The 21,590-nt window shown below is 64.6% G+C and carries 22 protein-coding genes; 2 read left to right on the forward strand and 20 right to left on the reverse strand.

The annotated features are described in order from the left end of the window. Positions 1-221: 221 nt before the first annotated feature. The gene (locus K414_RS0122000; protein ID WP_027497893.1) at positions 222-905 is read right to left on the reverse strand and encodes a pyridoxamine 5'-phosphate oxidase family protein; all 684 of its coding nucleotides are present in this window, start codon (positions 903-905) and stop codon (positions 222-224) included. Positions 906-997: 92 nt separating this feature from the next. On the opposite strand from K414_RS0122000, the gene K414_RS0122005 reads away from it, so the two are divergent. Continuing rightward, positions 998-2,401, forward strand: a complete 1,404-nt coding sequence (locus K414_RS0122005; protein WP_237606321.1) for a PLP-dependent aminotransferase family protein — start codon at positions 998-1,000, stop codon at positions 2,399-2,401. Here the strand turns inward: K414_RS0122005 and murA are convergent. Continuing rightward, complete coding sequence (gene murA / locus K414_RS0122010) at positions 2,394-3,647, reverse strand: UDP-N-acetylglucosamine 1-carboxyvinyltransferase (protein ID WP_027497895.1); 1,254 nt, start codon at positions 3,645-3,647, stop codon at positions 2,394-2,396. The genes K414_RS0122005 and murA overlap by 8 nt on opposite strands. Before the next feature lie 53 nt (positions 3,648-3,700). Between murA and K414_RS0122015 the strand changes: the two genes are divergently transcribed. Beyond that, entirely contained in the window at positions 3,701-4,294 is a 594-nt protein-coding gene (locus K414_RS0122015; RefSeq protein WP_027497896.1) for a cob(I)yrinic acid a,c-diamide adenosyltransferase, read from the forward strand. A gap of 19 nt (positions 4,295-4,313) precedes the next feature. Here the strand turns inward: K414_RS0122015 and K414_RS0122020 are convergent, their stop codons facing one another. From K414_RS0122020 to thrB, 18 genes are all read right to left on the reverse strand, one after another. Then, positions 4,314-4,751 (reverse strand): DUF2550 domain-containing protein, encoded by a 438-nt coding sequence (locus K414_RS0122020; protein WP_027497897.1) that lies wholly within the window; start codon positions 4,749-4,751, stop codon positions 4,314-4,316. Between the two features lie 29 nt (positions 4,752-4,780). Beyond that, positions 4,781-5,140: a F0F1 ATP synthase subunit epsilon gene (locus K414_RS0122025; RefSeq protein ID WP_027497898.1), complete on the reverse strand. Its 360-nt coding sequence runs from the start codon at positions 5,138-5,140 to the stop codon at positions 4,781-4,783. A 30-nt stretch (positions 5,141-5,170) separates the two neighbouring features. Continuing rightward, positions 5,171-6,619: a F0F1 ATP synthase subunit beta gene (gene atpD, locus K414_RS0122030; RefSeq protein ID WP_027497899.1), complete on the reverse strand. Its 1,449-nt coding sequence runs from the start codon at positions 6,617-6,619 to the stop codon at positions 5,171-5,173. A 3-nt stretch (positions 6,620-6,622) separates the two neighbouring features. Then, on the reverse strand, positions 6,623-7,594 hold the full coding sequence (locus K414_RS0122035; RefSeq protein ID WP_027497900.1) for a F0F1 ATP synthase subunit gamma: 972 nt from the start codon (positions 7,592-7,594) through the stop codon (positions 6,623-6,625). A 52-nt stretch (positions 7,595-7,646) separates the two neighbouring features. Further along, positions 7,647-9,290 carry a F0F1 ATP synthase subunit alpha gene (gene atpA / locus K414_RS0122040; protein WP_027497901.1) on the reverse strand — a complete coding sequence of 548 codons (1,644 nt, stop codon included), beginning with the start codon at positions 9,288-9,290 and terminating at the stop codon, positions 7,647-7,649. Positions 9,291-9,378: 88 nt separating this feature from the next. Further along, a complete protein-coding gene (locus K414_RS0122045; RefSeq protein WP_027497902.1) occupies positions 9,379-10,206 on the reverse strand; it encodes a F0F1 ATP synthase subunit delta in 828 nt (275 codons plus the stop codon). An 8-nt stretch (positions 10,207-10,214) separates the two neighbouring features. Then, a complete protein-coding gene (locus K414_RS0122050) occupies positions 10,215-10,784 on the reverse strand; it encodes a F0F1 ATP synthase subunit B (RefSeq protein ID WP_027497903.1) in 570 nt (189 codons plus the stop codon). A 7-nt stretch (positions 10,785-10,791) separates the two neighbouring features. After that, positions 10,792-11,031, reverse strand: a complete 240-nt coding sequence (locus K414_RS0122055) for an ATP synthase F0 subunit C (RefSeq protein ID WP_027497904.1) — start codon at positions 11,029-11,031, stop codon at positions 10,792-10,794. 78 nt (positions 11,032-11,109) lie between these two features. Next, positions 11,110-11,886, reverse strand: coding sequence for a F0F1 ATP synthase subunit A (atpB, locus tag K414_RS0122060; protein ID WP_141214497.1), 777 nt, complete (start codon positions 11,884-11,886; stop codon positions 11,110-11,112). A 390-nt stretch (positions 11,887-12,276) separates the two neighbouring features. Continuing rightward, complete coding sequence (locus K414_RS0122065) at positions 12,277-12,708, reverse strand: hypothetical protein (protein WP_045840958.1); 432 nt, start codon at positions 12,706-12,708, stop codon at positions 12,277-12,279. Positions 12,709-12,802: 94 nt separating this feature from the next. Continuing rightward, positions 12,803-14,011, reverse strand: coding sequence for an MraY family glycosyltransferase (locus tag K414_RS0122070; protein WP_027497907.1), 1,209 nt, complete (start codon positions 14,009-14,011; stop codon positions 12,803-12,805). Positions 14,012-14,029: 18 nt separating this feature from the next. Beyond that, positions 14,030-14,692, reverse strand: a complete 663-nt coding sequence (locus K414_RS0122075; RefSeq protein ID WP_027497908.1) for an L-threonylcarbamoyladenylate synthase — start codon at positions 14,690-14,692, stop codon at positions 14,030-14,032. 66 nt (positions 14,693-14,758) lie between these two features. Continuing rightward, positions 14,759-15,643, reverse strand: coding sequence for a peptide chain release factor N(5)-glutamine methyltransferase (gene prmC, locus K414_RS0122080; protein ID WP_027497909.1), 885 nt, complete (start codon positions 15,641-15,643; stop codon positions 14,759-14,761). A gap of 34 nt (positions 15,644-15,677) precedes the next feature. Continuing rightward, a complete protein-coding gene (locus tag K414_RS0122085; RefSeq protein ID WP_027497910.1) occupies positions 15,678-16,472 on the reverse strand; it encodes an SHOCT domain-containing protein in 795 nt (264 codons plus the stop codon). Between the two features lie 106 nt (positions 16,473-16,578). Further along, positions 16,579-17,655, reverse strand: coding sequence for a peptide chain release factor 1 (gene prfA, locus K414_RS0122090; protein ID WP_027497911.1), 1,077 nt, complete (start codon positions 17,653-17,655; stop codon positions 16,579-16,581). A 96-nt stretch (positions 17,656-17,751) separates the two neighbouring features. Beyond that, positions 17,752-17,985 (reverse strand): 50S ribosomal protein L31, encoded by a 234-nt coding sequence (gene rpmE, locus K414_RS0122095; protein ID WP_008715081.1) that lies wholly within the window; start codon positions 17,983-17,985, stop codon positions 17,752-17,754. A gap of 200 nt (positions 17,986-18,185) precedes the next feature. Continuing rightward, on the reverse strand, positions 18,186-20,333 hold the full coding sequence (gene rho / locus K414_RS0122100; protein ID WP_237606331.1) for a transcription termination factor Rho: 2,148 nt from the start codon (positions 20,331-20,333) through the stop codon (positions 18,186-18,188). A 310-nt stretch (positions 20,334-20,643) separates the two neighbouring features. Beyond that, on the reverse strand, positions 20,644-21,576 hold the full coding sequence (gene thrB, locus K414_RS0122105; protein ID WP_027497913.1) for a homoserine kinase: 933 nt from the start codon (positions 21,574-21,576) through the stop codon (positions 20,644-20,646). Positions 21,577-21,590: the final 14 nt, after the last annotated feature.

Consider the following 21,590-nt stretch of genomic DNA (forward strand, 5'->3'; position numbering starts at 1 on the left):
CCTCGTTCACCCAGTCCGTGAAGACCGGGTCGGTGTCCGTCGCTCTGACTCGACAAAAGCTACGCCACCAACCCCACACACGCAAATCGGCAGGTGGATCGAGTTACCGCCGGCATCCGCGCAGGTCGGAGAACCTGTGCGCAAGAAGGCCTCGCATTCGGCCGGCACATCCCCGCATGTGACGCCAGCCATATCTTGCGAACAGTCGACAGAAACGGGTTTCACGAGCGGGACAACGCCAGAACATGGTCGGGCACATCGAGGTTCGGTTCCACATCTTCCCCACGCTCTGCAGTGCCGACGTATTCACCGATCGGAATCACACCCGCCCACACGTCACCTGCTGCAATGTCGGCCTCGTCGTCGATCGGTCCGCCGGTACGCGCTTTCACCGATGCTTCGTACAACGGAAGCGCCAACACACTCGTCGCCGCAAGCTCTTTCCTCGTATGCGCTCGCAGATGCGTGCTTCTACCCGGAACGACCTGATCGACTATGGCGTCCAATGCCCGTGCCCGTTCGTCCTCGTCCTCCACTCGACGTGGCCGTCCCACGATGACGGCGCTTCGATAGTTCATCGAGTGATGGAACGCGGACCGGGCCAGGACCAACCCGTCGACGACCGTGACCGTCACGCAGATGTCCTGACCAGGTGCCTCCACCAGGCTTCGAGAGGCGACCGAACCGTGGAGGTACAGGGTTCCCGCCCTGTCCGGCCCCTCCGGATCCAGGCCGAACACGGTTGGGAGCACGCGTGGCACGTTCCCCACCAGCACCCCCATATGACAGAGGCGAGCCGATCGGAGCACGTCGAGCAACGCCGTCCGCTCCGACTGTGCCCGCTGCCGACCTCGGACCACGGTGGTTCTGGATGTTGGGGACAGAAGTGTTTCGTCGGCCGTCATGCCACCAGAGTGCCGCCCCGCTGGCTCACTGTCATGGTCCAATAGGGAGCAATAATGCTAGGCCACTTTCTGCCATGGACAGGTGACGCACGATGACCTTGCCGCCGAATGCCCTGTCGATCGCGATCGATCGAGCCGACCGCCGCACGTTGCCCGTTCAGGTGGCCGACGGTATCCGGGCGGCCATCGATCGCGGCGAGCTCGAGCCGGGCGTCCGATTGCCCAGTACCAGAGCACTTTCCGTCGAAATGGGCCTGGCTCGTGCGGTGGTGGAGAAGGCGTACGAGCAGCTCGTCGCCGAAGGATGGCTCGAGGCACGTCGCGGATCCGGCAACTACGTCCGAGATGTTCCGCATGCCGTTCGGTCGGACCACAGGCTGCACCGAGCACAGGAAGGCCCACCCACTACTCAGCGCATTTCGCTGCGCCCCGGAATACCGTGGACTCCGCCTCGCGCATCCGATGCGTGGAAGCGGGCATGGCGAGACGTCGGTGGCTCTCCCCCACCGGGCGACTATCCCGATCCGGCCGGCTCACTCGACTTGCGCAAGCGCATTGCAGACTTGCTCGGCCGTGCACGCGGGCTGCACACCACCGCGGATTCGATCGTCATCACCACGGGCAGCATTCACGGTCTGGACCTGGCACTGGGTGCCCTCTCTGCAAACGTCGGCGTCGAACATGTTCTCGCACTGGAGAATCCGGGATACCGGGCTGCTGCTGCCCTCGCTACACACCGCGGGTGGTCCGTTCACGACATCCCCGTCGACCGCGAGGGCCTTGTCGTCGACGAGCTCGAATCGGTTCCTCACGGCACCCCGGCCGTTTACGTCACCCCCTCACACCAGTACCCCACCGGCGGACTCATGCCCATCGGTCGTCGGCGGGCCCTGGCGGACTGGGCGCGAAGTACCGGAACCACCATCATCGAGGACGACTACGATTCCGAATTCCGTTATGGCATAGCACCTTTGACCACCGTCACCGAGCTCGTTCCGGACCGTGCCGTCTACCTGGGAACGGTATCGAAGACGCTGGGTGCCGGCGTACGCCTCGGATGGATGGTGGCTCCCCCGTCGATGGTCGAGCGCATCACCGACACACGTCGCGCCATCGGCGACTTCCCGTCGGTTCCCGTCCAGCAGGCCATGACCTCGCTGTTGCGCGACGGCGAATGGGACCGGTCCGTACGCACGGCACGTCGGATCTATCGGGCACGTGACCGCGTCGTCGCCGCTGCGCTGGCGCCATTCGGCGAACTTCGGGGCGTCGGTGCCGGGCTGCACACGGTGCTCAAGCTCGACGCAGACGTTGCACGCGATATTGCAGCCGACTGCGCGGACAGCGGGGTCGATCTGCCGACACTCGCACATTCGACGCGATCGCCGACCACCGATGGTGGCATCGTAATCGGCTACGGGTCGGTGGCGGACGATCGATTCGAGCGCGCGCTCCGGGTGCTGGTCGACGCTCTCGAGAAGAGGTCGGTCAGCTGACCCGCTCGATGCTCCCGCCGAGAGCGGTCAGGTTTTCCACGAATCGCGGATAGCCCCTGTCGATGTGGAACACGTCGTGCACTTCGGTCGTACCGTCCGCCACCAGCCCGGCCAGGACCAGCCCGGCCCCAGCTCGAATGTCCGAAGACCACACCGGCGCACTGGAAAGTTGGGGAACACCGCGAACCACAGCATGGTGGCCATCGGTACGCGCATCAGCGCCCAGTCGGATCATCTCCTCGACGAACCGGAAGCGTGCCTCGAACACGTTCTCGGTGATCATCGACGTCCCGTCGGCGACGGTTGCGAGCCCGATAGCCATCGGTTGCAGATCCGTCGGGAACCCGGGGTACGGCAGCGTCGCAAAGTTCACTGCTCGCGGCCGTTCGTGCTGAACGACGCGGAAGCCGTCCGGTTCGCTGGTCACCTCGGCACCCGCAGACCGCAGCTTGTCCAGCACGAGCGACAGGTGCTTTGGGTTGACCCCACGCACGCGAACGTCCCCGCGCGTCATCGCGGCCGCGATTCCCCACGTAGCAGCGACAATTCGGTCGCCGATGACGCGATGAGTCGTCGGCTTCAACGCGCTGACACCCCGGATGGTGAGGGTCGAGGTGCCTGCGCCCCGGACATCGGCACCCATCTCGTTGAGCATGTTGCACACGTCGACGATGTCCGGTTCGCGTGCCGCGTTGTCGATCACGGTCTCACCGGTAGCGAGCACAGCCGCCATCAGGATGTTTTCCGTCGCTCCCACAGAGGGGAAAGCCAACCTGATGTTCGCGCCGCGCAACTCGTCGGCTTCCGCAACGACGCATCCGTGTTGAATTTCGCTGCGCGCCCCCAGCAACTGCAGTCCGGACTGGTGCATATCCAGCGGACGCGACCCGATGGCGTCACCGCCCGGCAATGCCACCACCGCTCGCTTGCACCGCGCGACGAGAGGGCCGAGGACACAGACCGACGCTCGGAACTGGCGAACAGCCGCGAAATCGGCGTGGTATTTCGGCATGGCCGGGGTCGTGATGTGGACGACCGAGCCGTCGAGCTCCACCTCGCACCCGAGTCCGCGCAGCACCTCCGCCATCAGCGGAACATCCAGGATGTCGGGACAGTTGGTGATCGTGCTGGTTCCCTCGGCGAGCAGGGCCGCGGCCATCAGCTTGAGGACGCTGTTCTTCGCACCACCGACCGCCACCTCACCCACGAGGCGATTACCACCGTTGACCAAAAAGCGTTCACTCACTTCGACAGCGTAGCCAGCGGTACCGACCGGCACCCGCGCGGTACCGTAGCCGCATGGCCGTTCACCTCACGCGCATCTACACTCGGACCGGCGACGACGGGACCACGGGATTGAGCGATTTCTCGAGGGTCTCCAAGAACGACGAGCGGCTGATCGCCTATGCAGATTGCGACGAGACCAATGCGAGCCTCGGAGTCGCACTGGCACTGGGAAATCCGAGAGAATCCGTGCGGACCGTCATCCGGACCGTTCAGAGCGATCTGTTCGACGCCGGTGCCGATCTGTCGACGCCTGTCGTCGACAATCCGGAATACCCACCGCTGAGGATCGATCAGAGTTATGTCGACCGCCTCGAAGCCTGGTGCGACGAATTCAACGACGAGCTACCGGCGTTGACGTCGTTCATCCTGCCCGGCGGAACACCTCTGGGAGCGTTGCTGCACGTTGCGCGCACCGTGGCTCGGCGCGCTGAGCGGTCGGCCTGGGCAGCGGTTCACGCCTCCCCGGAAACGACGAGCGATCTGCCGGCCAAGTACCTCAACAGGCTCTCGGACCTGCTGTTCATCCTGAGCAGGTACGCAAACCCGGAGGGCGACGTGCAGTGGGTACCCGGAGCGAGCCGCTCGACAGGTACCGATACCGACTGATTTCCGGCAAGCGACCCGTTCAGGCCGCCGGCCGACGGCGGCGAGAGCGCCCCGACGGGCGTGACTCCACCCAGGACAGGAAAGCGGTCAACGCACTTCTGTCCAGTGCCATTTCGTACTTCTTGCCGTTGTCCGACAACTCCAACACAGCGATGTCCGGAGTCATGATGTCGAACTCGGTGTCGCGTGGGGCCCGTCGGTCCCCCACCTGAACGTCCTGTCTACCGAGCCGATGATCGGGCCCGGGCCGCAGACTGGACAGCTTGAAGAACACCAACGTGTTGTCGCCGTACCGAATGATGCCGTGCCGCCAACCGGCACCGCCCTCGGACGGCAGCACACGCATGATCGCTGCCGTACCACCTCGCCGCAGCACGGCCAGACGATACGCAAAAGCCGCGACGAGCCCTGCGAGCAGCACAACCAGAATGATCAGAGCAATCAATCCGGAGTGCATCGCAGGTCTCGTCGCGGCTTCTCGTGAACCTAGGACCGCTCGACAGCGCGGATACGTCCCTTGGCCACCGCAATGGCCTCGAGGTCGTCGCCGTTCTCTGCCACTACAGCCCGTGCCGATTCGACATCGATGTCGTCGGCGAAATCGGCGGACTCCGCCAGCACTGTGACGGTCTTACCCGTCACCGACAGGAAGCCACCGTGCACCGCAGCGATGATCTTCTCGCCGTCGGTCGTCGTGATCGACACCGTGCCCGCCTCGACCAGCTGGCCGAGGACAGGCTCGTGGCCGGCCATGATGCCGATCTCACCTTCGGTGGTCTGAGCACTGACGATGGTCGCAGTACCGGACCACAGCTTCTGCTCCACAGCGACCAGGGAGACCTCCATGCCGCTCTTCTCGGAAGAAGTCACGTCGGTCTACTTTCCGGCCATCTTCTTCGCGGCTGCCTCGACGTCGTCGAGACCACCACAGCTGTTGAAGGCCTGCTCGGGAAGGTGGTCGTACTCACCCTTGGTGACCTTGTCGAACGCCTCGATGGTGTCCGAGAGGGACACGACCGAACCGGCCTCGCCGGTGAACTTCTCGGCAACGATGAAGTTCTGGCCGAGGAACTTCTGGAGACGGCGTGCGCGGCCGACCAGAACCTTGTCCTCTTCCTGAAGCTCGTCCATACCGAGGATGGCGATGATGTCCTGCAGCTCCTTGTACTTCTGCAGGATGCGCTTGACCTCGTTGGCGACGCGGAAGTGCTCGGCACCGACGATGCCGGGCTCGAGGATGCGCGAGGTCGAGCTCAGCGGGTCCACAGCGGGGTAGATACCCATCTGCGAAATCGGACGCGACAGTTCGGTCGTCGCATCGAGGTGCGCGAACGTCGTGGCCGGAGCCGGGTCGGTGTAGTCGTCGGCGGGGACGTAGATCGCCTGCAGCGAGGTGATCGAGCGGCCACGGGTCGAGGTGATGCGCTCCTGGAGCTCACCCATCTCGTCTGCCAGCGTGGGCTGGTAACCGACGGCCGACGGCATACGACCGAGAAGGGTCGACACCTCCGAACCTGCCTGCGTGAAGCGGAAGATGTTGTCGATGAACAGCAGCACGTCCTGGCCCTGCACATCGCGGAAGTACTCCGCCATGGTCAGTGCCGACAACGCCACGCGCATACGCGTGCCGGGCGGCTCGTCCATCTGTCCGAAGACGAGGGCGGTGTCCTGGAGGACGCCCATCTCTTCCATCTCGAGGTGAAGGTCGGTGCCCTCACGAGTACGCTCGCCGACTCCTGCGAACACCGAGGTGCCCGAGAACTCGCGTGCGATACGGGTGATCATTTCCTGGATCAGCACGGTCTTGCCGACGCCGGCACCACCGAACAGACCGATCTTTCCGCCCTTGACGTACGGCGTCAGCAGGTCGATGACCTTGATGCCGGTCTCGAGGATCTCGGTCTTGCCCTCGAGCTGATCGAAGGCTGGTGGCTTGCGGTGGATGCCCCACTGCTCGCCGTCGCGGCCGAGTCCGGGGGTGTCCAGGCAGTCACCGAGGGCGTTGAACACGTGGCCCTTGACGACGTCACCGACGGGAACCGAGATCGGCTTGCCGGAGTCGACGACAGCCGTGCCACGGACGAGGCCGTCGGTGGGCTGCATCGAGATGGTGCGAACCAAGTTGTCACCGAGGTGCTGTGCAACCTCGAGCGTCAGGGTCTTGGCCACGGTCGGCAGAGTGATCTCTGCGTTGAGGGCGTTGAACAGTGCGGGAATCGAGCCGCGCGGGAACTCGACGTCCACAACGGGGCCGATGACCCGAACGACACGGCCGGACTGTGTGTCCGCTCCGCTCGCGTTCTCTTGGGCTACTGCTGCGGTCATTGCTTAGTCACTTCCTGCGCTGTCGGCCAACGCGTTGGCGCCACCGACGATTTCGCTGATTTCCTGGGTGATCTGGGCCTGCCGAGCCTGGTTGGCCTGACGGCTCAAGGTCTCGACCAATTCGTTCGCGTTGTCCGTCGCTGCCTTCATGGCGGTACGACGCGCCGCGGACTCCGACGCTGCTGCATCGAGCAACGACGCGTAGATCCTGGTGCTGATGTACTTGGGCAGCAGCGCCGAGAGCAGAGTGCCTGCCTCCGGCTCGAACTCGTACTGTGCCTGCACGTCCGCGGTCGGTGAGTCGGTCAACGCGTCCGCACCCATCTCGAATTCCTCGTCGGTATACGAGATTTCGAGTGGTGCCATCCGGCGAACTTCGGGCTTCTGCGTGAGCATCGACACGAAGCGGGTGTAGACGATGTGCAACTCGTCCACGCCCTCGACGGTGCCTTCACCGTTGGGAGCCTCCACCTCGGTGCCCGAACCCGCCATGAACAGCTCGACCAGATGCCTACTGGCCTTCGCTGCATCGGCGTATCCGGGTTCCTGCGAGAAGCCCGTCCAGGCACCCTTCACGTCCCGCTCACGGAACGTGTAGTAGCCCAGGCCTTTTGCGCCGAGCACGTAGATGACCGGGTCCTTGCCCTCGGAGCGCAGGAGCTGGAAGAGCTCCTCCGTTTCCTTGAGGACGTTGGAGTTGTAGCCACCGCACATACCGCGGTCACTGGTCACGACCAGGACTGCAGCACGCTTGGGCTCGGGTCGCTCGTTGAGCAGCGGGTGATCGAGCGAGCTCGATGCACTCGCCAGTGCGGAGAGCACCTTCGTGATCTCTTCCGCGTACGGCTTCGATGCGGCAACGCGGGCCTGCGCCTTGGTGATTCGCGAAGTTGCGATCAACTCTTGCGCTTTGGTGATCTTCTTCGTCGAGTTGACCGACTTGATACGGGAGCGAAGCTCGAGAATGCTTGCCATCTAGCTGTTCACGCTCCCTTCTGTGCTCGTCATGTCACCTATCATCGCCGGCCTACTTGCTGACTGTCTTGCGGGTGACGTTGACCTGCTCCTGGCTGACCTCGTCGGCGTTCAGAGTGTCTGCCTCGGCCTCGTTGACGACGCGGTTGCCGTCCGAGTCCACGAAGCCGGCCTTGAACTTCTCGGTCGCTTCGGTCAGTGCCTTCTGGTTGTCCTCGTCGAGAGCCTTGCCACCGGCAATGCTGTCGTAGACGCCGCTTGCGTTGCGGTGTAGATCTTCGAGCAGCTCGGTCTCGAAGCGGCGAACATCGCCGACCGGAACGGAGTCGTACGTGCCCTGTCCTGCGAGCCAGATCGAGACGATCTGGTCTTCGACGGCCACCGGTGCGTACTGATCCTGCTTGAGCAGCTCCACCAGACGAGCGCCGCGCTCGAGCTGCGCCTTGGACGCTGCATCGAGGTCGGACGCGAACGCCGAGAAGGCTTCGAGCTCACGGAACTGAGCAAGCTCGAGACGAAGGGATCCGGAGACCTTCTTCATGCCCTTGGTCTGCGCAGCGCCGCCGACTCGGGAAACCGAGATACCGACGTTGATGGCGGGACGGACGCCCTTGTTGAAGAGGTCCGATTCCAGGAAGACCTGGCCGTCGGTGATGGAGATGACGTTGGTCGGGATGTACGCGGAGACGTCGTTGGCCTTGGTCTCGATGATCGGCAGTGCCGTCAACGATCCGCCACCGAGCTCGTCGGACAGCTTCGCCGAACGCTCCAGCAGGCGGGAGTGCAAGTAGAAGACGTCACCGGGGTATGCCTCGCGGCCCGGCGGGCGACGCAGCAGCAGCGAAATCGCGCGGTAGGCCTCGGCCTGCTTGGTCAGGTCGTCGAACACGATGAGGACGTGCTTGCCCTGGTACATCCAGTGCTGGCCGATGGCCGAGCCGGTGTACGGAGCGAGCCACTTGAAGCCAGCCGAGTCGGACGCGGGTGCGGCGACGATGGTGGTGTATTCGAGTGCGCCCTGCTCTTCGAGTGCAGCCTTGACGCCTGCGATCGTGGAGCCCTTCTGGCCGATGGCGACGTAGATGCAGCGAACCTGCTTCTTGTCGTCGCCGCTCTCCCAGTTGGCCTTCTGGTTCAGGATCGCGTCGATGCAGACCGCAGTCTTGCCGGTCTTGCGGTCGCCGATGATGAGCTGACGCTGGCCGCGGCCGATCGGGGTCATGGCGTCGATCGCCTTGATGCCGGTCTGCAGCGGCTCCTCGACGGGCTGGCGCTCGAGCACCGAGGCAGCCTGCAATTCGAGGGCGCGGGTCTCGGAGGACTCGATGTCGCCGAGGCCGTCGATGGGCTTGCCCAGCGGGTCCACGACGCGACCGAGGTAGCCGTCGCCCACGGGGACCGACAGCACGTCTCCGGTGCGCTTGACTTCCTGGCCTTCTTCGATGTGCTCGTAGTCACCGAGGATGACGGCACCGATTTCGGTGGCATCCAGGTTCAACGCGACACCGAGGACTCCGCCCGGGAACTCCAGGAGTTCGTTGGACATCGCCGACGGCAATCCGGACACGTGAGCGATTCCGTCGCTCGTGTCCGTAACCGTGCCGACCTCCTCGCGGGAAGACTCCGGTGAGTAGCTCGCGGTGAAGTTATCGATCGCGCTACGGATCTCGTCGGAGGAGATCGTCAGCTCCGCCATAGTGTTTCCTGCTCTTCCTTCGAATGATCGCGGTATGAAAAGCCTCGAATGCCGAGGCAATTCTTCTCGTTACTGTGTCCGTGTCGGACTATTTGAGCGTCTTTCGCAATGCAGCGAGGCGGCCTGCCCCGCTACCGTCGATGACCTCGTCGCCGATACGAACGACAAGTCCGCTGAGCAGTTCGGTATCGACCTCTACGTGCACCGTGACCTGCTTGCCGTACGTGCGGGTCAAGGTTGCGGTCAGCTTTTCGAGCTGACTGTCGCTCAGTGGGGCTGCGCTGCGTACGTGTGCAACTGCGCGGTCGCGCTGTTCGGCGGCCAGATCTGCCAGTCCGTTCAGAACGTCGGCGGGTGCCGCCTTCCGTGGACGCGTGACGGCCTGCACCGCGAGCGCCTCGGTGACCGCGGTGACCTTGCCGTAGAGCAGACGACCCAGCAGTTCGCGCTTGGCCTGCGCCGGCTTGGAGCGATCCGACAATGCCTGCTCGAGCTGCGGGTTGGCAGCAACGATGCGGCCGAGCCGGAACAGCTCGTCCTCGACCGTGTCCAGCTGGTCCTGATCGGCAGCAGCGCGGAGCAGAGCTTCGCGTCCCAGCTCGACCAGCGAGTTCAGCAGGTCACGGGCGGTGGACCAGCTTTCGCCGGCCGCAGCCTTGACGATGGTCGCCGTTGCGCTCGACACCTGGCCGGAGAAGACCTCTCCGGCCAGAGCGCTTCGTCGATCGCCCTCGACCGAGGAGTCGGCGAGAGCGGTACGCAACGTGCGCTGCGCGTCGAGAGTCTCGACGACGGCGAACAACTCGGCACCGGTCTGAGCGGCGACGGCCGTTGCCTCGCCGCCCGACGCGGACCCCAGAGCTTCGTGGGCGACCGACCGTGTGCGGGCGAGCGCCTCACGAGAAGTTGCGTACATGGTTCGACTCACTTTCCTGATGCGGAGTCCGCGGTGACGGAATCCAGCTCGTTGAGGAAGCGATCGATCGAACTGGAACGCTTCGCGTCATCGGAGAGCTGCTCTCCGATGACCTTCTCGGCGAGTTCGACGGCCGTACGTCCGAGGTCGCCACGAAGTTCGGTGACGATCTGCTGACGCTGAGCAACGAGCTGACTGTGGCCTGCGGCCACGATCCGATCGCTCTCTTCCTGCGCCTTTTCCTTCATCTCGGCGAGAATCGCCTGTCCCTGGGTGCGCGCTTCCTCGCGGATCTGCGCAGCTTCGGAACGGGCGTCGGCGAGCTGAGCGTGGTACTGCTCGAGAGCAGCCTTCGCCTCTGCCTGTGCCTGCTCGGCCTTCTTGATTCCGCCTTCGATGAGCTCGGAACGCTCGGAGAGGACCGTCTGGAAACGCGGTACGACGTACTTCCAGAACAGGAAGCCGATGATCACGACACAGACGATCGACCAAACGATGTCGTATGTTGCGGGCAGCAGCGGGTTCTGGGATTCCTCCCCCTCCGCCCCGGCTGCGAGCAGCGTTATCGCGTTTGTCATCGCGCTCTCAGAGAATGAAGCCGGCGACGAGGCCGATCAGGGCGAGGGACTCGGTGAATGCAATGCCGAGGAACATGGTCGTACGGAGCTGACCGGCCAGCTCGGGCTGGCGAGCGGTTGCTTCCATGTTCTTGGCGACGACGAGGCCGAGGCCGATGCCACCACCGATCGCTGCGAGGCCGTAGCCGATGGCGCCGTATCCGTTTGCGGTGATTTCCTGCGCCTGGGCCAGAACTTCAAGGCTCATTCGGTTTTCCGTTCCCTTTCTTCGGTCCACATCCGGGTGTCGGAGGTGGCGGTGTAGCTAGTTCGGTCTGTTGGTCGGTCAGTGCGAGTCGGCGTGCAGCGACAGATCGATGTAGATCGCCGTCAGCAGCGCGAAGATGTATGCCTGCAGGAAGATCACGAGCATCTCGAACATCGTGAACAGGAAGCCCATGATCAGCGAGGGTGCGGCGAAGATCTTCAGGCCGGCAGAGGCCTCGAAGAGGAAGAACTGCGTGGCGCTGAAGAACAGCACGAGCATGATGTGACCGGCGAGCATGTTGGCCAGCAGACGCACCGTCAACGTGAACGGGCGAAGCACGAAGTTCGAGATGAACTCGAGCGGGATCAGCAGCACGTGCATGGCCTTCGGAATGCCCGGGATCACGATCGTGCCCTTGACGAACTTGGCTGCACCGAACTTCTTCACACCGGCGTACACGAACGCGATGTACGCGACTGCGGCCAACACGATCGGCAGACCGATGCGGGCGTTGGCAGAGATGTTCAGGAACGGTATGACCGCGCTGAGATTCACCGCGAAGACCGTGAAGAAGATCGTCATGATGACGGGCAGGAAGCGGCGTCCCTGTTCCTTGCCGAGGACATCCTCGGCCACGTGGATCCGGACGAAGTCGAGAGCGATCTCGGCGACGTTCTGGATTCCGCGAGGAACGATCTTGGGGCTGCGCAGAGCGATCAGCATGAAGACGATCAGCAGAGCCGACATCAGGATGCGGATGAGCATCAGCCGGTCGAGCTCGAACGGGGTTCCCTCGAACAGCACCGCGGGAGGAAAGAAATCGGATAGTGACGGCGGATGGAACTCCGCAGCCAGAGTGGTGACGCTCAGCGGTCTCTCCCGTGTTCGGGCCGCAACCGAGTAACGGCTGCGGTTCGATCGGACAATGACGATCTATCAAGTCGACGAAAATCGGCTCGCAATCGTCAGAGGCTGAGGCCCGGTCTTCATCGGCCAAGCGTCTGTCGGGTGTCGGCGACTCACGTCGACTCGGCAACTCTCAGGGCGAAACCCTACGTTGCCGAAGTCTGTGACTCCGGGCCTACTGTAAGGAAGCTCACGCTGATGGTTACCTGCGGGGGTCCAGTCCGGGGAAAAAGTCTCTTTCGTCCCGGTCTTGCCCATCGCTTGATGCAAACTTTATCAACAGAACTACGACGTTGTGTAGGCGGCCCTCAGCTTAACCGATTACGACAGCTTGTCGTACTACGACTTGTCGGGGTTCCCGTCGGCAGGAACGCTGTCGACGTAGCCCACCTTCGTCTTGACGACACCGAACACCTCCGCGCCCAGGACCACCACCAGAGCCCCCAGAATGGTCAGCCCGAGCGAATACCGGTTGTAGAAGTCCGCATCCTTGAGTGCCACGAGCACGATCAGCGCGATGACCATCTTGACCAACCACCCACCGAGCAACAGCGCTCCGACCGCCGACGCGGGAAAACGCGTGGTCAGAGCCACCGACAGCGCGGTCGTGATGACGAACCCACCCCCGATGGCCACTCCGATGATCGACCCCCACAATCCTGGAGTTCCCGCAGCAGCAACCGAAATCCCCACGCTCACCACCGTCAGTACCACCAGGCCGATGAGGCCGTAGCGGACCGCGGCACGAAGCGGTGCGAATTGGTCGGGCATGGGCTGCGGGGTGAAGGTCACAGTTGTCGAGAGTACCCAGTCGCACCCGGTGGCCGGCACCAGCCGGGACACGACCGAAGAACCACCGAGCCGATCAGCGGCGTCGTACACCCCGACGTTCGGATCCGGGTGATCGATCCACCCGCAGAGTGGGCACAGCCGTGACGACGAGCGCGAACACCAGACCGGCAGCGACGAGGAGCACCACGATGCGACGGTCGAGAAGCGAGGATCCGACCGCACCGAACGCGAGCACACCGACCCAGAGGTAGATCACCAGGACCACCCGTCGATGCGAGTGGCCGATCTGCAGGAGTCGGTGATGGAGATGCATCTTGTCGGGGCTGAACGGACTTCGCCCGGCCCGAGTGCGGCGAACGACGGCGAGCAACAGATCGAGTATCGGAATGAGCATCACGGCCCCGACCAGCAGGAGCGGCGACAACAGGCCCAGCAGATCACGTGGACCGTAGGCCGTCAACGGAATGCGCCCCGAGGCACTCGTCGAGATCGTGGCCAGCGTCAGCCCGATCAACATGGACCCCGAATCGCCCATGAAAATGCGCGCCGGTTGGAAATTGTGCGGCAGAAATCCCAGGCAGGCACCGGCCAGCGCCGCCGCGATCAAAGCAGGAGGGTAGACGCCGACGTCGCCTCCCTGTTCCTGCAGCAGGCCCACCGAAAAGATGCAGATCGCGACCGACGAAATGAGGCCGAGTCCGGCTGCGAGCCCGTCGAGGCCGTCGACGAAGTTCATCGCGTTGACGATGACGACGGTGATCAGAACGGTCACCAGTCCGGCCTGAAGCTGGTCGAGCACCAGGGTGCTGCCCGGTTGGCCGGGCTCGCCGCCCCAGGGCTGGTAGAGCACGACCCAGCTCACACCCATGATGACCAGGACGCCGGCCGCCGTCACCTGGCCGACGAACTTCGTCAATGCGTCCAGACCCCAACGGTCGTCGATGACGCCGACCAGCACGATCACGAAGCCTGCGACCAGCGCAGCCGGAATGTCGCGGTTGTAGGCGACATCGAATCCGCGGGCCAACGCGGGCAGCTGCGAGGCGAACAGCAGCGCGGCGAGCATGCCGGCGTAGATGCCCACTCCCCCGAGTCGCGGGGTGGCCTGCACGTGGACGTCACGATCACGAGGAATGGCGACGGCACCGAACTTGATCGCGGCCACTCGAACGCCGCCGGTGGCGAAGAACGTGACGACAGCGGCCGTCAGGAAAACAAGCAGCAGCTCGCGGATCGGAACGCCTGCGCCCAGATTCGACTGGGCAAGCACCTCGACGCTCATGCGGAACGGACGGGCATGTCAGGACGCTCCTGGGACCAGGCTTTCGGCGGTGACACCGAGAACCTCGGCAATCTGCTCCGTGGGAATGGCACCGACCCGCAAGATTCGTGCGTGCTCACCGGTCAGGTCCACGATGGTGGAGGCCACCGCGTGGTCGGCCGGCCCCCCGTCGAGATAAACCGCTGCAGATCCACCGAGTTGTTCTCGCGCCTGCGTCACCGTGGTGGCGGGCGGACTTCCCGAAATATTTGCACTGGACACCGCCAGCGGACCTACTTCACGAAGGAGCTCGAGCGCGACCGGGTGCAGCGGCATCCGCAGCATGACGGTTCCCTGAGCATCACCCAGATCCCACGCCAGCGACGGTGCCTGCTGGACCACGATGCTCAATGCGCCGGGCCAGAAGGCTCGAATCAGATCTCGGGTCCGCGGCCGGACGCTCTGCACCAGGCCGTCGATCGTGTTCCACGAACCGACAAGGACCGGGACCGGCATGTCGCGTCCCCGCCCCTTGGCGCGCAGCAGGTCGGTGACCGCGCTGCCGTCGAACGCATCGGCGGCGATCCCGTAGAGCGTGTCGGTGGGCATCACGACGAGTCGACCGGATTTGAGGGCACCGCGCGCTGCGGTCAATCCGGCAGCCCGCGCATCGGCTTCACGGCAGTCGTAGACGGTACTCACTCCGCCTATCCTTCCACCTTCGGTAACGAAGTGATGTCAGGTGCCGCCGGCTTGCCGCCTTGCCGCTCAGGCAGAGGGCGGCGTCGCCCGTGCCGCCACGACGAAGCGGGGTCGGCCGGCCAGGTCCGGATGCTCGGTGACCTGGGTGAAGACTCGTCGCCGAGACAACAGGGCAGCGACGCCCTCCCCGTTCGAGTCGTCGTGTTCGATGGCGACTCCGCCGCCGACACGCAGCCACCGCGCGATGTTGCCGATCATCGGCTCGATGACCGACAACCCGTCCTCGCCGCCGAAGAGCGCGATGTGCGGATCGTGGTCGAGTACCTCCGGATCGAGCTCGGCCCCGTCCGGAATGTACGGCGGGTTCGCGACGATCATGTCCACCGAGCCGTCGAGGTCGGTCAACAGCTCCCGAGAAGTGACGTCTCCGTGATGCAACGTGATCGGCGAATCACCCTGCTCGGCACGCAGATCCGCGTTGCGCCGGGCCCACGCCAACGCCGACGGATCGAGCTCGACGGCGTGCACGACGGCATCCGGGCGTGCGTTCGCGATGGCCAGCGCCAGCGCGCCCGACCCCGTGCACAGGTCGAGCACCACGGGCGGGTGATGGCCGACGTTCTCGAGAAAAGCGAGCGCCCACGCCAACAGCAATTCGGTTTCGGGACGTGGAACGAACACCCCGGGACCCACCTCGACATCGATGTTTCCCAATGACGTCGTTCCCGTGATGTATTGCAGGGGAATACGTTTCGCGCGCTGCTCGACTGTTCGGAAGTACGCCTCGACGAGCTCGGGCTCCACCAACGGCACCAACCCCAGCCGACCGCGATCGACTCCGACGAGGTGCGCGGCGAGTAGCTCCGCATCCACCCGAGGGCTCGGCACACCGGCGGCCTCGAGCATCGACGTCGCTTCGAGGATGGCTAGGCGTAACGGCTTGCGGCTCACTTCTACAGACTGCCACGGCGGTCCGACACCGGACTCACAGCCGCCCCAGCAGCTCCGACTTCTTTGCGAAGAACTCGTCGTCGGTCAGAAATCCCTTCGCATGCAGACCGGCGAGCGCCTCGATCGCAGCGGTGATGTCCGAGATGTCGACACCGGTGTGAGCAGGTGAACCCGACTGCGCAGACGCGAAGTTCTGTGCCGCCGGCTGCGGCTGCTGCGAGGAGGGCATGTTCTGCGGTGGCGCGTCGGCGGACCGCTGGTCGACGCGCGGCAGACTTGCCGCGGTGAACGTGCCGTACTGGCTGGTGAACTCCACCGAACCCGGACCCCCACCTTGCTGCTGTTGCACTCCGCCGATGGAGTGATCGAGGGTGTCGTACACCGCCAATTCCCCTCCCACGAGGACAGCGAGGCGACGAGATCCTGGAAACACCGCGTACTGCGATCCGTTCTGGCCACCGCTCGAACTCGGCGAACCCAGATCCGACGGCCACCACGATCCCCCGCCGAACGAAGTGCCACCGAACGATCCCGTACCGGCATCTCTCGGTGGATAGACCTGATGCTGCGCCAACACGGCGGACAGATCGCGGCACAAACCGTCGACCCGACTCTTGAGGCCGTGATCGAACATGTTGCCCACCATCGTCATACCGCCGCGCATCCACTGCCCACTGCCGCCGAGCTCGGGAATGTTGAACTGCGCCATGGTGCCGCGGCCGTTGTTGACGGCGTCGAGCATGGTGCGGACCGCGTCGGTGGACACCCCGTAGCGGGAAGCGAGTTCGGTGACGGCGTTCTCGGCTGCGGGGGTCAAGGCCTGGTTCATCTCGGGTGTGCCTTTCATGGCGCGCGGGCGGGTCGAATCCGATCGCCAGGGTATCTCGAGATTCGTTCGATCAGCAGCGCGAGAACCGAAAACGGTTGGCGCGCAGTTATTCTGCTTGCATACGTGCGTCGCGGTCGGCCTTGGCGAGCGCGTCGAGCAGTGCATCCATGTCGCCGTCGAGCAGAGCGTCGAGGTTGTGCGCTTTGAATCCGATGCGGTGATCGGTGATGCGATTCTCAGGGTAGTTGTACGTCCTGATCCGCTCCGAGCGGTCGACGGTACGCACCTGGCTGGCTCGGCCGGCCGAGGCCTCTTCGTTGGCTGCTTCCTCAGCGGCCGCCTGCAGACGCGCCGCCAGCACCTGCATCGCACGTGCCTTGTTCTGCAACTGCGATCGCTCGTTCTGACAGGTGACGACGATGCCGGTGGGCAAATGGGTGATGCGGACAGCGGAGTCGGTGGTGTTGACACCCTGACCGCCCTTGCCGGACGAGCGGTAGACGTCGATGCGCAGATCGGTTTCGTCGATCTGCACTTCCTCGACCTCGTCGGGTTCCGGATACACCAGAATGCCGGCCGCGGAGGTATGCACGCGTCCCTGCGATTCGGTGACCGGCACCCGCTGCACGCGATGGACGCCACCCTCGAACTTCAGCCGCGCCCAGACGCCGTCGAGCGGATCCTTGGTCTTGATCGACAACGTCGCGTCCTTGTAGCCACCCAGGTCCGAGACGTTCGCGTCGAGAACCTCGACTCGCCAGCCGCGGCGTTCGGCGTAGCGCACGTACATCCGCGCCAGATCGGCCGCGAAGAGCGCCGATTCCTCGCCGCCCTCACCCGACTTGACCTCCATCACGATGTCGTCGCCGTCGTGCGGGTCGCGTGGTGCCAGCAGATCGGTCAGCGTCTGTTCCAGGTGCAGAACCGTTGCCTCGAGCTCGGGAATCTCTGCGGCGAACGACGAATCGTCGGCGGCGAGTTCACGTGCGGCTTCGAGGTCGTCCTGAGCGGCGGTCAACTTGGTGTGCGCCGACATGATCGGTGCCAGCTCGGCGAACCTCTTGCCTGCCCTGCGCGCTGCGGACGGGTCGTTGTGCAGGGCGGGGTCGGCCAGTTGCTGCTCGAGGCCGGAGTGTTCGGCGAGGATGTCGTCGATGGCCGAAGGCTTGTCTGTTCTCGCCATGGTGACGACTCACTCTCCGAACGGGTGAAACCGGGTGTGGACACAAAAAAGCCGACGCCCGCCCTGTAGTTCACAGGACGGGCGTCGGCGAAACAGCTAGCTGTCTGCGTCGGCCTTCTTGCCGGCGCGCTTGCCGTAGCGAGCCTCGAAGCGAGCGACGCGACCGCCGGTGTCGAGAATCTTCTGCTTGCCGGTGTAGAAGGGGTGGCACTGCGAGCAGACCTCGACGCTGATGCGCTCTTTGTCGGTGGTGCTTCGGGTCTCGAAAGTATTGCCGCAACCACAGACGACTGTCGTCAGTGTGTAGTCGGGGTGAATTCCTGCCTTCATGGTGTCCTTACCGTTCTTTGTAATGGTCGCCGGGTCGCCTTCGCTGATCGAAGACGTGAACCGGAACCGGACTCGGCCGTTGATTATGCCAGAGCGTGTATCTGCCCTGCTAATCGTCGGTACTTCTGTGCCGACAGATGCTTACAACGCGGGCACCTGCCCTCTTGTTCCCCGGACCCTCGGACCCGGGGAACAAGGGATCAATCGTTGATGCCGCCGGGAGCGGTCTTCGAAACTTCCATCAGGAATTCGAGGTTGTTCTTGCTCTTCTTCAGGCGATCGACCAGCAGGTCGATGGCCTGATGCGAGTCGAGACCGGACAACACGCGACGCAGCTTGTGCACCACGGCCGCCTCGTCCGGAGCGAGAAGAAGCTCGTCGTGACGGGTGCTGGACGGGTTGATGTCCACCGCGGGGAACACCCGACGCTCGGCGATCTTGCGATCGAGCTTGAGCTCGGCGTTACCGGTGCCCTTGAACTCCTCGAAGATCACGGTGTCGCCGGTGGATCCGGTCTCGACCATGGCCGTGGCGATGATCGTCAGCGAACCACCGTGCTCGATGTTTCGTGCCGCGCCGAGGAATCGCTTGGGCGGGTACAGCGCGGTCGAGTCGACACCACCGGAGAGGATGCGGCCCGAAGCAGGCGAGCTGTTGTTGTACGCGCGGCCCAGACGGGTGATCGAGTCGAGCAGGACAACCACGTCCTGGCCGGCCTCGACCAGACGCTTGGCACGCTCGATCGCCAGCTCGGCGACTGCCGTGTGGTCACCCGGCGGACGGTCGAAGGTCGAGGCGATAACCTCGCCCTTGACCGAGCGCTGCATGTCGGTCACTTCCTCGGGACGCTCGTCGACGAGGATGACCATCAGGTAGCACTCGGGGTTGTTGATGGCGATCGCGTTGGCGATGGCCTGCAGAACGCTCGTCTTACCGGCCTTCGGGGGGCTGACGATCAACGCGCGCTGACCCTTACCGATGGGCATCACCAGGTCGATGATGCGCGTGGTCAGGATGTTCTGCTGGGTCTCGAGGCGCAGCCGCTGGTTGGGGTACAGCGGGGTGAGCTTGCCGAACTCCGGACGCTTGCGCGCGGCCTCGACCTCTCCCCCGTTGACGGTATCCAGACGCACCAGCGGGTTGAACTTCTGACGCTGACCCGACTGCTCACCCTCACGTGCCACCCGAACGGCACCGGTGACGGCGTCGCCGCGGCGAAGACCGTTCTTGCGCACCAGGTTCATCGACACGTAGACGTCGTTCGGTCCGGCCAGGTAACCCGAGGTCCGAACGAACGCGTAGTTGTCGAGAACGTCGAGAATGCCGGCTACCGGCTGGAGAACATCGTCCTCGCGGATCTCGGTGTCGCGCTCGCGACCGCCGCCGCCCTCGTTGCCCTCGCCGCGATCGCGTCCACGACGACGCTCACGGAACCGTCGACCCCTGCGACCGCGGCCTTCGCCGTCGTCGTCCTGGTTGTTGTCACGGTTGTCGCGCGGGCCGTTGTTGCGGTCCTCGTTGCGATTGTCGTTCCGGTTGTCGTTCCGGCCGTCGCCTTGATTGCGATTGCGTCCGCCACGGTCGTTCTGATTGCGGTTGCCGTTCTCACGGTTGGAGTCGCGGTTCGAGTTGTCCCGGTCGCCCTGGTTGCGACCCGCATTGTCGCGATTGCCGCCGTCCCGGTCCCCCTGGTTGCGATCGCCCTGGTTGCGGTCGCCCTGATTGCGATCGCCCTGGTTGCGGTTGCCGTTGTCGGTGTCACGCGGTTCGCGCTCGGCACCGTCCTGGCGGTTGCGCTCGCCGCGGCTACGACGTGGGCGGTCCGCTGCGGCGTTCTCGCCGGAATCGTCCTGCTTGTCGGTGGTCTCCGCTGCAGCGGTCGACTCCGCGGTAGCGGGGGCCGATGCGGCCGTGTCGCCGCTGCCGTCCAGTGGCAACTGGTCGGGCGCACCTGCGCGGCGACCCGCGGCGCGGCGGCCCCGGGTGCGACGTCCGGCCTCGGGTGCTGCGTCCGACGTGTCGGCAGCCGTCGCAGGCTCGGGAGCAGTGTCGATTGCGGGTCGTTCGTCGGCAACCGGTGCCGACGCAGCAGCGCGTCGAGCCTTGGGAGCGTCGGCCTTCGGTGCGTCGCTCTTCGGTGCATCGGACTTCGGCGCAGCGGACTTGGCCGGCGCGGTGCCCGATTGACGCTCGGTGATGGCCGCGATCAGATCGCCCTTGCGCATGCCGGAGATGCTCTTGATGCCGAGTTCGCCAGCGAGGCTGCGTAGCTCGGTGAGAACCATTCCGGACAGGCCGGCGCGACGGCGTGACGTTTCGGGCGCAGAGATGAGTTCCGTATCGGTCACGGAGGTCCTTTCCTTCCCTCGCTCGCTCGATGCGCAGCCGAGGGTTCGTTCCGCAGCTCGGCTTTCTGCCGAACTCGGATATTGCCGTTCATGTTCGACGCACTCCGCCGACGACACCATCGGTCCGAGACCGCAGCGAACTACGGGAAGGACCGAGCCAGGAGCGTCACATCACTCGGACGTTCTGAACTCCCCCGAATACAGTGACCTGATTGCCCTGACGAAACCGGCGTCTGAAGCGCACGATGTACGGACAGGGTTCACCATAGCGTCGTTGTCCTCGCTCGGCAAGAACCCTATTCGGTGTCGGTCATGCGACCGTGACTCCGTCGGCCACCTCGAGGTCGAGAACTCGCCATCCCTCGGCCACCGCAGCGTCGCGCAGATCGGCCGGGAATTCTTCGGTGCACAGGGCCATGACGGTAGGGCCTGCTCCCGACACCACTGCGGCGATCGAGCGGGCGCGCAACGTCGCGATCCACCGGGTGGTGTCGGGCAGCGCCTGTGCCCGCTGGCCCTGATGCAGTAGATCCTCGGTGGCAGCCATCAGCAGATCCGGACGCTCGGTCAATGCGACGACGGCGAGCGCACTGCGACTGACGTTGAAGGCGGCGTCGCGGTGCGGCACCAACTCCGGCAGCAATCCCCGCGTGTGCGAGGTCGAGGAGCGCTCGGACGGCACGAGCACGACGACCTTGATGCTGGGATGGACGTCCAGGCGCACGGCGGCGTACTTGCGTGCCGTCACACTGGCATTGGGCGGTTCGCTCCACGACACGACGGCACCGCCGAGGCAACTCGCCGACGCGTTGTCGGGGTGCCCCTCGAACTCGGACGACAACTGCACCAACTGACTGTCCGACAGCGACAGCGCGGGGTCCACCTTCGACGCAAGTGCATTGGCCGCGGCGAGCCCGCCGACCACTGCCGAGGCCGAGGATCCGAGACCTCTCGAATGCGGAATGACGTTGCGGCAGTGGACATTCAATCCATCGGCCCACACTCCGGCCGCTTCCAGACCCCGTTCGATGGCCCGCACGACCAGGTGCGTCGGTCCCCACGGAACGTCCGCCGAACCCTCACCGTCGACGTGGATCGACAGGCCCGACGCCGTGGTCGTGACCTCGATCTCGTCGTACAAGCCCAAAGCCATTCCGAGACTGTCGAATCCGGGGCCGATGTTGGCACTGGAGGCCGGCACACGCGCGGTCACCGTGAGCCCGATGGGAAGCGTCTTCGTCATTGCCGGAGATTCCG

Source organism: Rhodococcus sp. JG-3, assembly GCF_000482405.1.
In the GTDB taxonomy this organism is placed as follows: domain Bacteria; phylum Actinomycetota; class Actinomycetes; order Mycobacteriales; family Mycobacteriaceae; genus Rhodococcoides; species Rhodococcoides fascians.